Here is a 14,558-nt window from a genome sequence, read left to right as displayed (position 1 = left end):
CATCAGCATCGTCCAGGGCGGTGCCGAACGCTTCCAGCCCGGCGAACGGGTGCGGGTCCTGAGTGGCCAGGGCGAGACCCGGGTCAGCCGTTGAAACCCAGCCACAGCACGCCATCCCGAGCGCCCTGCGGGACGGTTTTCATTTTTTCGTCATGAATCCGCAACAGCGCTGTAACATGGGCTCCCTACAGTTCATCCCACAAACCGAGACAAAAGGAATGAACATGGACGCCCTCGATCGCCGCCTGCAAAAAGCCATCAAGCCCGCCCGCCCGAAGCTCTCCGTCGGCCTCGCCACGGACAAGGACGAGATTCTCGAAGCCCAGCGCCTGCGTTACCGGGTCTTTGCCGGCGAGCTGGGCGCCAAGCTGTCCAACCGCATTCCTGGCGTCGATGAGGACATCTTCGACCGCTGGTGCGAGCATCTGGTGGTACGCGACGACGACAGCGGCGAAGTGGTGGGCACCTACCGCATCCTTTCCCCGGTCAATGCCCGCCGGGTCGGCTACTACTCGGAAGGGGAGTTCGACCTGACCCGCCTGCAACACCTGCGCCCTCGCCTGGTGGAAATCGGCCGCTCCTGCGTTCATCCCGACTACCGCAGCGGCGCCACCATTGCGCTCCTCTGGCAAGGCCTGTCGCACTACATGCAGTCCAATGGCTACGACTACCTGATGGGTTGCGCCTCGATCAGCATGGCCGACGGAGGCCATGCTGCCGCCAGCCTCTACCAGCGTCTGGCGCACGGCGAAAAGAGCTACCTGAGCCCCCTCGAATACCGGGTCTTCCCCCGCTGCCCGCTGCCCCTGGCCGCCCTGCGTCAGGATGCTCCCGCCGACCTGCCGCCGCTCATCAAGGGCTATCTGCGCGCCGGCGCCTGGATCTGCGGCGAACCGGCCTGGGACCCGGACTTCAACACCGCCGACCTACCCATCCTCATCTCCATAGCCCGGGTAGATAGCCGCTATGCCAAACATTTCCAGGTACCGCAAAACTGAAACCCATCGACACTCGAACGCCACACCTCCTGCGCGGGCTGCGGCTGCTCTTGGTGCTAGCCCTGTTCCTGCGCGGTTCCCTCACCATCTTGTTGATTTATCCCTGGAGCAAGGATGCGCGCCGCATGGCCTTGAAGCAGCGCTGGTCGGCGGACATCCTGCAGATCCTCAACATCCGCCTGGAAACGGATCTGGTGGCCCTGCCCCCCGCCAGCCTGGTGGTGGCCAACCACATTTCCTGGCTCGACATCTTCGTCATCAATGCCGCCTTTCCGGCCGCCTTCGTCGCCAAGGCCGAAGTGCGCCGCTGGCCGCTGATCGGCTGGTTCGCCGCCGTCAATGACACGGTCTTCCTGCGCCGGGGCAGCCGTGGCCACGCCCGCCTCATCCATGGAGAAATCGCCGAAAAACTGGCGGCCGGCAAGGAAGTGGTGATCTTTCCCGAAGGCACGACCAGCGATGGCACCCGGGTGCTGCACTTTCACAGCGCCCTGCTGCAACCCGCCCTCGAAGCCGGTCGGCCGGTGGCTCCCCTCGCCATCGCCTATTACACCCCGGACGGGGCGCGCAGCCTGGCGCCCCGCTACGATGGCGACATCAGCATCGGCAGCAGCCTGAAGAGCATTCTCGCCTGCCGGCAACTGGTGGCCCGCCTGGAGGCCTGCCCGCCCCTGGCGCCAGAGCCGGCCCAGCGCAAGGCCCTGGCCCAGGCCGCCCGGGCCGCGATCGTGGCCCGGCTGGGACTCTCCGGCGAAAACCTCAGTCCGGCTTGAGCTGCCGCCCCTCGCCGGAACAGCAATCGACCTGGAACACCTGCCGATCCTCGAGGCGCACGGCGGAAAGATGGCCACCCCAGAGGCAGCCGGAATCGAGGGTGAGCAGATTCGGCAGCACCCTCAGCCCCAGGGCCGACCAGTGCCCGGTGACGAGCACCTGATTGGCGCTCTTGCGCCCGGGCAGATCGAACCAGGGCACACAGCCCTTGGGCGCGTTTTCCACCTTGCCCTTGGCCTCGAAATTCATTTCCCCCTTCAAGGTGCAAAAGCGCATCCGGGTCATGGCGTTGACGATCACCCGCAGCCGGTCGGCCCCTTTCAGCTTGTTCGACCAGGCGGTCGGCCGGCTGCCCCAGAGGCTGCCAAGCAAGTTGGGATAATCCGGACCCTGCAGCTTTGCCTCGACCTCGGCCGCCAGGGCCCGGGCCTGGGCCACCGACCACTGCGGCAGCAGCCCCGCATGGACGAGGCAATGGCCGTGCTCGACATGACAAAGGGGCAGGGTGCGCAGCCAGGCCAGCAGTTCATCCCGGTCCGGCGCATCCAGGATGGGCTGCAGGGTATCGTCCTTGCCCCGCTTGGCGACCTTGCCTTCGGCCACCATCAACAGGTACAGATCGTGGTTGCCCAGCACGGTCACCGCCGCCGGCCCCAGGCCCCGCACGTAACGCAGGGTTTCCAGGGAATGGGGGCCGCGATTGACCAGATCCCCCACCAGCCACAGGCGGTCCCGCTCCGGATCGAACTGGCAGAGGTCGAGCAGGCGGCAGAAGGAGTCATAGCAGCCCTGGATGTCGCCGATGGCGTAAGTACTCATGGGAAAACCTCGGCATCGTTGAGGGCGCGGCCCTGCTGGTCCTTGAGCGAAAGGAGCGGCGGCGCCTGCAGGGGCCACTCGATGCCCAGCTCGGGATCGTTCCAGGCCAGGCAGCGCTCATGCTCGGGCGCGTAATAATCGGTAGTCTTGTAGAGGAATTCCGCCGTCTCGCTCAAGGTCAGGAAACCGTGGGCAAAGCCGGGGGGAATCCAGAGCTGGCGCTTGTTGGCGGCGGACAACACCAGGCCCTGCCAGCGGCCAAAGCCGGGGGAGGCGCGGCGCAGGTCCACCGCCACGTCGAACACCTCGCCTTGCACCACCCGCACCAGTTTGCCCTGGGGCTGGCGGATCTGGTAATGGAGGCCGCGCAACACGCCCCGGGCGCTCCTGGAGTGGTTATCCTGCACGAAATCGGGGTCGAGGCCGGTGGCCTCGAAAAAGCGGCGGCGGTTGTAGCTTTCAAAGAAAAAGCCGCGCTCATCGCCCAACACCCGGGGTTCGAGCAGGATCAAGCCGGGAAGGTCGAGTTTTTCAACCTGCATCGTCAAGCCCCCCATCCTCGAGGAGACGTAGGAGATAGCGGCCGTAGGCATGCTTTGCCAGGGGCCGGGCCAGGGCTTCCAGCGCGGCGGAGTCGATCCAGCCCTGGCGCCAGGCAAGCTCCTCGGGCGCCGCCACTTTGAGGCCCTGGCGCCGCTCCAGGGTGGCGATGAACTGGCTCGCTTCGAGCATGGATTCGTGAGTGCCGGTGTCGAGCCAGGCATAGCCCCGCCCCATGATCTCGACCGAGAGTTCGCCCCGCTCGAGGTAATGGCGGTTGACATCGGTGATTTCCAGCTCGCCCCGCGCCGAAGGCCGGATGCTGCGGGCGATCTCGACCACCTTCGGGTCATAGAAATAGAGCCCGGTCACGGCGTAATGGGACTTCGGTTGCCGCGGCTTTTCCTCGATGCTGGTGGCCCGGCCGGCGCCATCGAAGGCCACCACCCCGTAGCGCTCGGGGTCCTGGACATGATAGGCAAACACGGTGCTGCCCGAGGTCTTTTGGTTGGCGCTTGCCAGCAGCTTGTGGAATTCGTGGCCATAAAAAAGATTGTCTCCCAGCACCAGGGCGGAAGGGTCGCCGGCGATGAAGTCGGCGCCGATGATGAAGGCTTGCGCCAGACCCTCGGGGCGGGGCTGCACCGCGTAGGCCAGGCGGATGCCCCACTGGCTGCCGTCCCCGAGCAATTGCTCGAAACGGGGGGTGTCCTGCGGGGTGGAGATGACGAGGATGTCGCGGATCCCGGCCAGCATCAGGGTGCAGAGCGGGTAGTAGATCATCGGTTTGTCGAAGATCGGCAAAAGCTGCTTCGATACGGCCAGGGTGGCCGGGTAGAGCCGGGTGCCGGAACCGCCGGCGAGGATGAGGCCTTTACGCATGGGCTTTCTCACAGAACATCTGTTGCAATACATGGGCCAGGCCCTGCCGCCAGTCGGGGAGTTCGAGGCCGAAGTCTGCCTTCAGGCGGCGGGTATCGAGGCGGGAATTGGCGGGCCGGCGGGCCGGGGTCGGGTAGTCCTGGCTGGCAATGGGCAAGAGACCATCCGCCGCAAGCTTCAAGGGCCGGCCCGCCGCCCGGGCCGCGGCAATCACCGTGGCGGCGTATTCATACCAGCTCGTCTCGCCGCCTGCCGTAAGATGGTAGAGCCCGCCGGGAAAATCCCCGGCCGCCCCCAGGGCGAGGTATTGGCGGAGATACTGGCGGAGATACTGGCCGAGGATCTGGGCCGTCACATCGGCGATCAGGGCCGCCGAGGTGGGCGCGCCGAACTGGTCGGCCACCACCCGCAGTTGCTCCCGCTCGGCCGCAAGGCGCAGCATGGTCTTGGCAAAATTGCTGCCAAAAGCGCCATAGACCCAGGAAGTGCGCAGGATCAGATGCCGAGCGCCGCTCGCCTGCAGGGCCAGCTCGCCCGCCAGCTTGCTGCGACCATAGACATTGAGGGGATGCGGGACATCGCTCTCCAGGTAGGGCCGGGGGCTGCTGCCATCAAAGACGTAGTCGCTCGAATAATGCACGACGAGGGCCCCGATTTCGGCGGCGGCCTCGCCAAGCAGGCCCGGTGCCACGCCGTTGATGGCCATGGCGAGGTCCGGCTCGGCTTCGGCCTTATCGACTGCGGTGTACGCGGCGGCATTGACGATGATCGCCGGCCGCAGCGCCTCCACCTTCTGCCGCAGGGCTTTGCCATCGGCAAGGTCGCAGGCTTTGCGGTCGAGGGCGAGCAGCGGCCCGAGCGGGGCGAGGGCGCGCTGCAGCTCGAAACCGACTTGGCCGGTCATGCCGGTCAGGAGGATGGCGGCGTTCATGGCTCGCCGTAGTGGGTCTGCAGCCAGTCCCGGTAGGCGCCGCTCTGGACCCGGGCCACCCAGTCGGGATGATCGAGGTACCAGCGCACGGTCTTTGCAAGGCCGCTCGCAAAGCTTTCCGCCGGCCGCCAACCGAGCTCGCGCTCGAGCTTGCTGGCATCGATGGCATAGCGCCGGTCGTGGCCAGGGCGGTCGGCCACGAAGCGGATCTGGCGGGCATAAGACTTGCCATCAGACTTGCCATCAGACTTGCCATCAGACTTGCCATCAGACTCGCCACCAGACTCGCCACCGGGCCGGGGCCGCAAGGCATCGAGCAAGGCGCAGACCTTTTGCACGATGTCCAGATTGGCCAGCTCGTTTCCGCCGCCCACGTTATAGCTTTCCCCCGGCCTGCCGGCTGCCAGGATGTGCCGGATGGCGGCGCAATGATCGCCGACATAGAGCCAGTCCCGCACCTGCTGGCCATCGCCGTAAATGGGCAGGGGCTTGCCGGCCAGGGCATTGACGATGACGAGGGGGATCAGCTTTTCCGGAAAGTGGTAGGGGCCGTAGTTGTTGGAACAGTGGCTGGTCAGCACCGGCAGGCCATAGCTGCGGTGCCAGGCCCGCACCAGATGATCGGCCGCCGCCTTGCTCGCCGAGTAGGGGCTGTTGGGCCGGTAGGGATGCGCTTCCGTAAACGGCGCCGCCTCAGGGGAGAGGCTGCCATAGACCTCGTCGGTACTCACCTGATGAAAGCGGAACGCGGCCTTTTCGGCGGCCGGCAATTCGGACCAATAGGCCCGGGCCGCTTCGAGCAGGGTGAAGGTGCCATCGACATTGGTACGTAGGAACGCCTCCGGCCCATGTAGGGAGCGGTCTACGTGGCTCTCGGCGGCAAAGTGGACGATGGCGCGCGGCCGGTAACGCTGCAATAGGCGCTCCACCAGGGGCCGGTCGCAGATGTCGCCCTGGACGAACACATATCGGGCATCGCCCGCAAGGCTCGCGAGATTTTCCAGATTGCCGGCGTAGGTGAGCTTGTCCAGATTCAGCACGGGCTCGTCCGTCACTTGCAGCCAGTCGAGAATGAAATTGGCGCCGATGAAGCCGGCGCCGCCGGTTACGAGAATCAAGGCGGTCCTCCCAAATGAAGCTTCCATTCTAAGCCAGGGCCGGGCAAATCCGGCAGCCTGGCCGGCGGAATGGTCGGCGGACTGGTCAGCGGCCGGCAAAATCCTTATCATCAGGGTTTTCTAATGAACCAGGAGCCGCCATGAGCAGCAAATCCTTCACCACCCTCACCACCGACATTGCCAGAGCTCTGGAAACCTTCCGCAAGGAAGCCCCGGAAACCCTGCAGAGTTTCTACAGCCTCTCCAAGGCCGCCATGAAGGGGGGCGCCCTGTCCGAACGGGACAAGGAACTGATCGCCCTGGCGATCGGCGTCACCAGCCGCTGCGACGGCTGCATCGGCTTTCATGTGAAGGCCCTGGTGCGCCTCGGGGTGAGCCGCGAACAGCTGATGGAAACCCTGGCGATCTGCACCTACATGGGCGGCGGCCCGGCCCTGATGTACGCCGCCGAGGCGATCCGCGCCTACGAGGAATTCACCGCCGGGAAGTAAAGCCCCCGCCCGGAGGCGGAAAGCAGCTTTCCAGTCCCGTCGGCAAGCGGCAAGCTGCTTTCCCGAGAGCTAGCCTTCTTCATCCAGGCGGCACGACATAAGCCCCAAAGAATCATCCTGTTTCCGGCAGCTGAGCTCAGGTCAATCTGCGCGATGCTGGACTGGCAGCCGATTGCAACGAATTTGCAGGAGTCACCTGATGGATGCAGCCAAAAGACGGGAAAAAGCGGTACTGACGCAGGCCCTGCAGGCCATGGTGGTGGACACGTCGGGCGGTCGAATCCACGTACAGTGGGATCCCACGGCCAGGATCCCACGGCCAGGATCCCACGGCCAGGATTCCACGGCCAGGACTCCACGGCCAGCGCTGCGCCGAACGCACAACTGACCTTCTTTGCCGGGTTTACGGCCGCCACCGTGGCCACCACCGGGCTCTACGAATCCTGGCTCGACAGCGGCCCCTTAATCTCCACCTTGAGTTACAGCAGCCCGAACGCGCCCGGCAAACGCGATGTCCTGGGCACCCGAGCGCCCCCGCCCTGCCTCCCCCCAGAGCCGCTCGCATTGACCGGGTAACGGCCGGATTCAGGTTTAATACTGGAATTCTTATTCCTATATGGACATAATGCCCGGATACCAAGCCCAACCAAACCCCCGCGCTGGGTCGCACCCAGCAAAAAAGACCTGATGGCCATCATGCCTGAAGCAGTGCAGGATACCTTCGGTTATGCGCTGCATTTGGCGCAGGTTGGGCAAAAGCATCCTGATGCCAAACCTCCCAAAGGCTTTGGTGGTGCGGGTGTTCTGGAGGTGGCTGAGGATTTCCAGGGCGATGCCTACCGTGCCGTCGATGCCGTGCGCTATGTCGAGGCCGTGTAGGTCGTACATTGCTTCCAGAAAAAATCCGCGCAGGGCATTGCCACACCCAAGCCGGATGTGGAGTTGATCAAGTCACGCTTGAAGGCCATTGAGGTCAGCTTAGGAGTTCAGAAATGATCGAGATCGAAGAAGGCCGCGGCAGCGGCGAGATAAATCCGGGAAGAGGCGGGAAGAGGCGGGAAGAGGCGGGATTTAACGGCAATACGGTATATCCACCAGGCCACGGGGCCATGCCTGAGTAAAGTACATGATGTCACCCTCCAGGTCTGAATCCACCTTGCTCCGATAGGCCGCCAGAGCAGCAGACTCCTTCTTCCAGGCCGCCTGAACCGCCGTACTTAAATTAAATGACCCTGACCCCCTTTGACCTTAAATTCGCCAAAGGACAAACATGAGCACTGCGCTGGATTATCTCGTCGCTGCACGCCGCTGCGAGATTAACGAATTGACCAAGCTGTCGCATACCTGCGATCTGGTGCTTGTCGTCAACGAACTGATCCACTGCTTGCAGCAGGAGCGCGGCATTTCCAATGTCTTTCTCGGCTCGGCGGGACAACTCGCGGCACCGCTCTGCACGGAGCGGATCGGCGCAAGCGATGCGGCACATGTCACGGTCCGCACCTGGCTCGAGCAAGCCGAAAGTACCGTCGGCTTCAGTGGCGGCGCCCGTTTGTACACCAAGATTGCGCTTGCCCTGCACGCGCTCGACGAACTGCCCGGGATACGGGCCGCGGTGGCCGCACAGCGCTGCACCCCGGAAGAGAACTCGGAGCACTACAAGCGTTTGATCGCCGCCTTGCTCAGCCTGATTTTTGAAGCCGCGGACGTTGCCGTCGACCCGGACATATCGCGCCTGCTGATTGCCTTCTTCCATCTCATGCAAGGCAAGGAGTTTGCCGGCCAGGAACGCGCGACGGGCGCCGCAGCCTTCGCCGCCGGGCAGATCGGCAGCGAACAGTTGCACTCGATCGAATACCTGATCGAGATGCAGGAGCAGTCCTTTCAGCGTTTCGAATCCTTTGCCGGCCATTTTCGGAAGGAGTGGCAAGCCCTCCAGGCCACGCTGCCGCTCGCCGAACTCGAACGCATGCGGCGCAAACTGCTGACCTCGCCCGGCCGCGGCCTCGACAAGACGCTGGCCGAAGCCTGGTTTGCCTGCTGTACGGCGCGCATGGACGAATTGCACCGGGCCGAGAAGCATCTCGCCGATGTGCTGCAGCAACTATGCCGCGAAAAGATCGCCAAACTCCACGGGGAGTCGGGCCAAGAGGAGATCAGCCTGCCCGGCCAGGAAAGCCCGGCACCGCTGTCGCCCCTGACCGCATTCAGCACCCGCCTGACCGCGGACATGCCGGACCTCGGGAACGCCGGGTTCGGACCGCAACTGACGCAGAGCGTCGTGGACATGCTGCGCCTGCAATCCGAACGCCTCCAGAATCTGACCGAAGAACTGGCGACGGCCAGGGCCGGCATCGAAGAGCGCAAGCTGATCGAACGCGCCAAGGGCATACTCATGGTGCACCGCGGGCTGAACGAAGAAAGCGCCTACCGCTTCCTGCGCCAGAACGCGATGAACCAGAACCGGCGCATCATCGACGTGGCCCACGCCATCCTCTCCCTGGCCGACATGCTGCCCGGCAAGACGGACTGAAGCCCGTTTCCCGCCATCCCGCCAGTCGCCCCCAGGCGGAGGCAGCCGCAGGGCCCGATAAATTTCGCCCCAGGAAGCGCCGCTCCGGGGGCTGATTTCGACAAGACGACGCACCAAAGCAGATCACCAAGGCGCCACTTTGGTGCAGAAATCGAATCGGCGCCGCATCTCCCGACGGAAACTCGCGGCATACCGCGTCTCGGATCAATGGCACGGCTCATGCTTTAAGACATCCATCCAACGCAAGGTCGCGTTGGGTACCAGCCTCCGCTAATGACGGCGGGAATCGGGTGAGTCTCATCTTCGCCCGGCAATTCCAAACCGACAACGCGCCGCAAATTGCGGGGGCCTTCTGCTGATCACCGGTATGCACCGGAGCGCACGAAGCCCTCAACGAGCGGCAGAGGGCGCTACCGATCATGAAGATTATCCTTGTTGGCCACGGCATGGTGGGCCACAAGTTCCTCGAGGAACTGCATCAACTCCAGCCGACGGACGTCGAAGTCACGGTCTTGTGCGAAGAACCCCGCATGGCCTACGACCGGGTCCATCTCTCCGAATTCTTTGCCGGAAAAACGGCCGAAGACCTCGCACTGACCGGGAAAGAGTTCTTCGAGCAAAGTCGCTTCGACATCCATCTGCAGCAACGGGTGGCACACATCGACCGGCGCCAGAAGACCGTCACGACGCAGGATGGCACGCTCCTGCCCTACGACAAGCTGGTTCTGGCCACCGGCTCCGCACCTTATATCCCGCCGATCAAAGGCAGCGAGCGCGAGCATTGCTTCGCCTACCGGACGATCGAGGATCTCGAAGCGATGCAGGCCTCCGGCAGGATTTCGCATAGCGGCACGGTCATCGGCGGCGGCCTGCTCGGGCTCGAATGCGCCAAGGCCCTGCGCGATCTCGGCCTGGAAACCCACGTCGTCGAATTCGCCCCCCGCCTGATGGCGGTCCAGGTCGACGACGACGGCGGCAACATCCTGCGCAGCAAGATCGAGGCGCTCGGCCTGCGGGTCCACACCAGCCGCAGCACGCAGGAAATCCGCGACGGGGCGACGGCACGGCACCGCCTGGTCTTCGCCGACGGCTCGCATCTCGAAACCGACATGATCGTCTTTTCCGCCGGCATCCGTCCGCGCGACGAGCTGGCGCGCCAGAACGCACTGGCCATCGGCCCGCGCGGCGGCATCGCGATCGACGATCACTGTCGCACCAGCGATCCGGACATCTACGCGATCGGCGAATGCGCCTCCTGGCGCGACCAGTTGTTCGGCCTGGTCGCCCCCGGCTACGAAATGGCCCGCGTCGCCGCCCGCCAGCTCGCTGGCGAGAGCGCCGCCGCCTTTGCCGGCGCCGACCTGAGCACCAAGCTCAAGCTCATGGGTGTCGATGTCGCCAGCATCGGCGATGCCCAGGGCAAGACGGCCGGCTGCCGCAGCTTCCGCTATGTCGACGAAAGCAAGCTGATCTACAAGAAAATCGTCGTCAGCGGCGACGGCAAACGCCTGCTCGGCGCAGTGCTGGTCGGCAATGCCGACGAATACGGCACGCTGCTGCAGATGGCCCTGAACGGCATCGCCCTGCCCGAAGACCCGGAATTCCTGGTACTGCCGGCCAGCGACGGCAAGGCCAAGCCCGGTCTCGGCGTGGACGCGCTGCCCGACAGCGCGCAGATCTGTTCCTGCAACAACGTCAGCAAGGGTGACATCTGTTCGGCGGTCGCCGACGGCGCCACCAGCATCGGCGCGATCAAGGCCTGCACCAAGGCCGGCGCGACCTGCGGCGGCTGTGTCCCGCTCGTCACCCAGGTAATGAAAGCCGAAATGGCGCGCCGCGGCCTGGCGGTCAACAACCATCTTTGCGAACATTTCCCCTACTCCCGCCAGGAGCTCTTCCATCTCATCCGGGTCGGCGAAATCCGCAGCTTCGAGGATCTCCTGGTCCGCCACGGCAACGGCCTCGGCTGCGACATCTGCAAACCGACCGCCGCCTCGATCTTCGCCTCCTGCTGGAACGATTTCGTTCTCCAGGGCGAACTGGCCAGCCTGCAGGACAGCAACGACTACTTCCTCGGCAATATCCAGAAGGACGGCAGTTACTCGGTGGTGCCGCGCATGCCGGGCGGCGAGGTGACGCCGGACGGCCTGATCGCGGTCGGCCAGGTGGCGAAGAAATACGGCTTGTACACCAAGATCACGGGCGGCCAGCGCGTCGACCTGTTCGGCGCCCGCGTCGAACAGTTGCCGGCGATCTGGGAAGAACTGATCGCCGCCGGTTTCGAAACCGGGCACGCCTACGGCAAATCGCTGCGCACCGTGAAGAGCTGCGTCGGCAGCACCTGGTGCCGTTTCGGCGTCGCCGACTCGACCGGTCTCGCCATCGAACTGGAGAATCGCTACAAGGGCCTGCGTGCACCGCACAAGATCAAGTTCGGCGTTTCCGGTTGCACCCGCGAATGCGCCGAAGCGCAGGGCAAGGACATCGGCATCATCGCCACCGAGCGCGGCTGGAATCTCTATGTCTGCGGCAACGGCGGCATGAAACCCCGCCACGCCGAGCTGATCGCCGCCGATCTCGACCAGGCCGGGCTGGTCCGCCTGATCGACCGCTTCCTGATGTTCTACGTGCGCACCGCCGACCGCCTGCAGCGCACCAGCACCTGGCGCGAAAGCCTGGAAGGCGGCCTCGACTACCTCAAGGAAGTGCTCATCGAAGACAGCCTGGGGATCGCCGCCGAACTCGAGGCGCAGATGCAGCACGTGGTCGACAGCTACCAGTGCGAATGGCAGACCGCGGTCAACGATCCGGCCGTGCGCCAGCGCTTCCGCACCTTCATCAACAGCGCGGCGCCCGACGAGAACATCGTCTTCGTTCGCGAACGCGGCCAGATCCGGCCGGCACGTGCCGAAGAACGGCAGCCGGCCGCGTCCGCCGCACTCATTGACTGAACCGCACAGGAGCCAAACATGACCAGCCAAGACCACTGGAACATCGTCTGCAGGACCGCCGACATCCTGCCCAACACGGGCGTCTGTGCCCTGCTCGACGATCGTCACATCGCGATCTTCCGCCTCGGAAGCGACGACTACCATGCCCTCGACAACATCGACCCGCGCTCCGGCGCCAGCGTGCTGTCGCGCGGCCTGGTCGGCAATCTCGGGACACGCATCGTCGTCGCCTCGCCGCTTTACAAGAACCATTTCGACCTGAACACCGGCGAGTGCCTCGAAACCCCGACCCATTCCGTCCGTGTTTATCCCGTCAAGATCGAGGACGACAAGGTCCTTGTCGCAATTTCCTGAACCCCCCAGCCTCTCAACGGAGAACTACCATGGCCTACCTCGCTCCTGCCGAATTCGTCACCAAGATGGTCGACGCCGGCGAATCCAAACTCCTGATGTCCACCCGCGACACCCTGGTCCGCGCCTACATGGCCGGCGCCATTCTCGCCCTGGCCGCCGCCTTCGCCGTCTCCGTCTCGGTCAACACCGGCAATCCGCTGATCGGTGCACTGCTCTTTCCGGTCGGTTTCTGCATGCTTTACCTGCTCGGATTCGATCTCCTGACCGGGGTCTTCACGCTCGCCCCGCTCGCCGTCTTCGACAAGCGCCCGGGCGCCACCTGGGGCAGCGTGATGCGCAACTGGTCGCTGGTGTTCACCGGCAACTTCGCGGGCGCACTGACCGTCGCCGTCTTCATGGCGATCATCTTCACCAACGGCTTCACCAGCGCACCGAACGCCATCGGGCAAAAGATCGGCCATATCGGCGAAGGGCGCACGGTGGGCTACGCCGCCCTCGGCGCGGCCGGCATGCTGACCCTGTTCGTGCGCGCCGTGATGTGCAACTGGATGGTGTCCACGGGCGTCGTCGCCGCCATGATGTCCACCAGCGTCTCCGGCAAGGTGATCGCGATGTGGATGCCGATCCTGGTCTTCTTCTACATGGGCTTCGAGCACAGCATCGTCAATATGTACCTGTTCCCCTCGGGCCTGATGCTGGGCGGCAACTTCACCTTCATGGACTACCTGCTGTGGAATGAAATCCCGACCGTGCTGGGCAACCTGGTGGGCGGCCTGACCTTTGTCGGCGCCACGCTCTATTCGACCCATTACAAGACCGCCCCCAAGCGCCAGATCGCCTGACCGTCCGGCATGCGCAAATCGCTTCAGGTCGCCATCGGCCAGCACACGCTGGCCGGTGCACACGCCAGGAACCAGGATTTCCATGGCGCCTGCTGCCCGGCCGGCCACCTGCGGAGCAGCAAGGGCATCGTGCTGGCGCTCGCCGACGGCATCAGTTCCAGCGCCGTCAGCCATGTGGCCAGTGCCACCGCCGTGCGTTCCTTTCTCGACGACTACTACGCCACCGCCGAAACCTGGAGCGTACGGCGCTCGGCCGAACGGGTACTGAGCGCGACCAATGCCTGGCTGCACGCCCAGACCATGCGCAGCGCCGGCCGCTTCGACAAGGATCGCGGCTACGTCTGCACCTTCAGCGCGCTGATCCTCAAGGGGCGCGAATTGCACCTGCTGCATGTCGGCGACTCGCGCATCTACCGCCTGCACCCGCAGGCGCTCGAGCAACTGAGCAGCGACCACCGCGTTCGGCTCGGCCCCGACGAAAGCTACCTGGCGCGGGCGCTCGGCCCCGGCCCGCATGTCGAGATCGACTATCGCTGCTGGGCCGCCGAAGTCGGCGAAATCTACGTCCTCGCCACCGACGGCGCCTACGCCGGGCTCGACGCCGCCAGCATCGGCCAGGCGCTTGCCGCGCACGGCGACGACCTCGATGCCGCCGCGGCCTGGCTGGTTGGGCAGGCACGCGCCCGCGGCAGCGACGACGACGCGACGCTCCAACTGCTGCGCATCGACGCCTTGCCCGACGACGAAACGCCGCATGCCCGCCTGTGCCGCAACGAATGCCTGTTGCCGCCGCAAGTCGTGCCGGGACGCGAATTCGAGGGCTTCGCCGTGGTCCGCGAACTGCAGGTCAGCGCGCGCAGCCACCTGCACCTGGCCGTCGACCGGGAAAGCGGCCAGCAGGTCGTGCTCAAGACGCCCTCGGTCGACCTCGGGAGCGATCCTGCTTACCTCGACGCCTTCGTGCTCGAGGAATGGGTCGCCCGGCGCCTCGACAATCCCCACGTGGTCCGCGCATGGCGCGGCGAACGGCCGCGCCGCCACCTGTACGTCGCACTCGAATACATCGAAGGGCAGACCCTGGCGCAATGGATGACCGATCATCCGCAACCGCCGCTCGAAGCCGTCCGCCCGCTCGTCACCCAGCTCGCCGCCGGACTGCAGGCCCTGCACCAGCGGGAAATGGTGCACCGCGACCTGCGCCCGGAAAACGTCATGATCGATGCGCAAGGCACGGTCAAGCTGATCGACCTCGCCAACGTGCAGGTCGCCGGCCTGCTCGAAGGTTACGCCCGGACCGCACCGCCGCCCCCCGGCACCTTGCAGTACAT

General features: G+C 64.9%; 15 protein-coding genes. 10 read left to right on the top strand and 5 right to left on the bottom strand.

The features are described from left to right. Positions 1-224: 224 nt before the first annotated feature. Together WBH99_RS04240 and WBH99_RS04235 are read left to right on the top strand one after the other, a co-directional pair. The gene (locus WBH99_RS04240; RefSeq protein ID WP_424218872.1) at positions 225-998 is read left to right on the top strand and encodes a GNAT family N-acetyltransferase; all 774 of its coding nucleotides are present in this window, start codon (positions 225-227) and stop codon (positions 996-998) included. A gap of 53 nt (positions 999-1,051) precedes the next feature. After that, entirely contained in the window at positions 1,052-1,771 is a 720-nt protein-coding gene (locus WBH99_RS04235) for a lysophospholipid acyltransferase family protein (protein WP_424218871.1), read from the top strand. On the opposite strand, the gene WBH99_RS04230 is transcribed toward WBH99_RS04235, so the two are convergent. The 5 genes from WBH99_RS04230 to rfbB are packed head-to-tail and all read right to left on the bottom strand — an operon-like array spanning position 1,758 to position 6,062. Then, positions 1,758-2,591, bottom strand: a complete 834-nt coding sequence (locus tag WBH99_RS04230) for a symmetrical bis(5'-nucleosyl)-tetraphosphatase (protein ID WP_424218870.1) — start codon at positions 2,589-2,591, stop codon at positions 1,758-1,760. The genes WBH99_RS04235 and WBH99_RS04230 overlap by 14 nt on opposite strands. Next, a complete protein-coding gene (gene rfbC / locus WBH99_RS04225) occupies positions 2,588-3,133 on the bottom strand; it encodes a dTDP-4-dehydrorhamnose 3,5-epimerase (protein ID WP_424218873.1) in 546 nt (181 codons plus the stop codon). The genes WBH99_RS04230 and rfbC overlap by 4 nt, the downstream gene beginning before the upstream one ends. Continuing rightward, positions 3,123-4,013, bottom strand: coding sequence for a glucose-1-phosphate thymidylyltransferase RfbA (gene rfbA / locus WBH99_RS04220; RefSeq protein WP_424218869.1), 891 nt, complete (start codon positions 4,011-4,013; stop codon positions 3,123-3,125). The genes rfbC and rfbA overlap by 11 nt, the downstream gene beginning before the upstream one ends. Continuing rightward, positions 4,006-4,944, bottom strand: coding sequence for a dTDP-4-dehydrorhamnose reductase (rfbD, locus tag WBH99_RS04215; RefSeq protein WP_424218868.1), 939 nt, complete (start codon positions 4,942-4,944; stop codon positions 4,006-4,008). Before rfbD ends, rfbA begins: the two co-directional genes overlap by 8 nt. Further along, entirely contained in the window at positions 4,941-6,062 is a 1,122-nt protein-coding gene (gene rfbB / locus WBH99_RS04210) for a dTDP-glucose 4,6-dehydratase (RefSeq protein WP_424218867.1), read from the bottom strand. The genes rfbD and rfbB overlap by 4 nt, the downstream gene beginning before the upstream one ends. Before the next feature lie 140 nt (positions 6,063-6,202). On the opposite strand from rfbB, the gene WBH99_RS04205 reads away from it, so the two are divergent. The 8 genes from WBH99_RS04205 to WBH99_RS04170 all read left to right on the top strand — a co-directional run. Further along, positions 6,203-6,553 (top strand): carboxymuconolactone decarboxylase family protein, encoded by a 351-nt coding sequence (locus WBH99_RS04205; protein WP_424218866.1) that lies wholly within the window; start codon positions 6,203-6,205, stop codon positions 6,551-6,553. Positions 6,554-7,240: 687 nt separating this feature from the next. Further along, positions 7,241-7,432 carry a type II toxin-antitoxin system RelE/ParE family toxin gene (locus tag WBH99_RS04200; RefSeq protein WP_424218865.1) on the top strand — a complete coding sequence of 64 codons (192 nt, stop codon included), beginning with the start codon at positions 7,241-7,243 and terminating at the stop codon, positions 7,430-7,432. A gap of 113 nt (positions 7,433-7,545) precedes the next feature. Next, positions 7,546-7,674 carry a hypothetical protein gene (locus WBH99_RS04195; protein ID WP_424218864.1) on the top strand — a complete coding sequence of 43 codons (129 nt, stop codon included), beginning with the start codon at positions 7,546-7,548 and terminating at the stop codon, positions 7,672-7,674. Between the two features lie 149 nt (positions 7,675-7,823). Then, positions 7,824-9,083: a nitrate- and nitrite sensing domain-containing protein gene (locus WBH99_RS04190; protein WP_424218863.1), complete on the top strand. Its 1,260-nt coding sequence runs from the start codon at positions 7,824-7,826 to the stop codon at positions 9,081-9,083. Between the two features lie 419 nt (positions 9,084-9,502). Beyond that, a complete protein-coding gene (nirB, locus tag WBH99_RS04185; RefSeq protein ID WP_424218862.1) occupies positions 9,503-12,034 on the top strand; it encodes a nitrite reductase large subunit NirB in 2,532 nt (843 codons plus the stop codon). 18 nt (positions 12,035-12,052) lie between these two features. After that, positions 12,053-12,388, top strand: coding sequence for a nitrite reductase small subunit NirD (gene nirD / locus WBH99_RS04180; protein ID WP_424218861.1), 336 nt, complete (start codon positions 12,053-12,055; stop codon positions 12,386-12,388). 29 nt (positions 12,389-12,417) lie between these two features. After that, positions 12,418-13,230, top strand: coding sequence for a formate/nitrite transporter family protein (locus WBH99_RS04175; protein WP_424218860.1), 813 nt, complete (start codon positions 12,418-12,420; stop codon positions 13,228-13,230). Positions 13,231-13,239: 9 nt separating this feature from the next. Next, a partial coding sequence (locus WBH99_RS04170; protein WP_424218859.1) for a protein kinase domain-containing protein occupies positions 13,240-14,558 on the top strand: 1,319 nt, incomplete at its 3' end.

This window comes from Azovibrio sp. (assembly GCF_049658005.1).
Classification (GTDB): Bacteria; Pseudomonadota; Gammaproteobacteria; order Burkholderiales; family Rhodocyclaceae; genus Azovibrio.
The sequence above is the reverse complement of the archived record's forward strand: the minus strand, read 5'-3'. Positions and strand labels throughout refer to the sequence as shown.

Coding starts and splice junctions, on each gene's coding strand:
- WBH99_RS04240 (WP_424218872.1), top strand. CDS start 225: ATGGACGCCCTCGATCGCCGCCTGCAAAAAGCCATCAAGCCCGCCCGC.
- WBH99_RS04230 (WP_424218870.1), bottom strand. CDS start 2,591: ATGAGTACTTACGCCATCGGCGACATCCAGGGCTGCTATGACTCCTTC.
- rfbC (WP_424218873.1), bottom strand. CDS start 3,133: ATGCAGGTTGAAAAACTCGACCTTCCCGGCTTGATCCTGCTCGAACCC.
- rfbA (WP_424218869.1), bottom strand. CDS start 4,013: ATGCGTAAAGGCCTCATCCTCGCCGGCGGTTCCGGCACCCGGCTCTAC.
- rfbD (WP_424218868.1), bottom strand. CDS start 4,944: ATGAACGCCGCCATCCTCCTGACCGGCATGACCGGCCAAGTCGGTTTC.
- WBH99_RS04205 (WP_424218866.1), top strand. CDS start 6,203: ATGAGCAGCAAATCCTTCACCACCCTCACCACCGACATTGCCAGAGCT.
- WBH99_RS04200 (WP_424218865.1), top strand. CDS start 7,241: ATGGCCATCATGCCTGAAGCAGTGCAGGATACCTTCGGTTATGCGCTG.
- WBH99_RS04195 (WP_424218864.1), top strand. CDS start 7,546: ATGATCGAGATCGAAGAAGGCCGCGGCAGCGGCGAGATAAATCCGGGA.
- WBH99_RS04190 (WP_424218863.1), top strand. CDS start 7,824: ATGAGCACTGCGCTGGATTATCTCGTCGCTGCACGCCGCTGCGAGATT.
- nirB (WP_424218862.1), top strand. CDS start 9,503: ATGAAGATTATCCTTGTTGGCCACGGCATGGTGGGCCACAAGTTCCTC.
- nirD (WP_424218861.1), top strand. CDS start 12,053: ATGACCAGCCAAGACCACTGGAACATCGTCTGCAGGACCGCCGACATC.
- WBH99_RS04175 (WP_424218860.1), top strand. CDS start 12,418: ATGGCCTACCTCGCTCCTGCCGAATTCGTCACCAAGATGGTCGACGCC.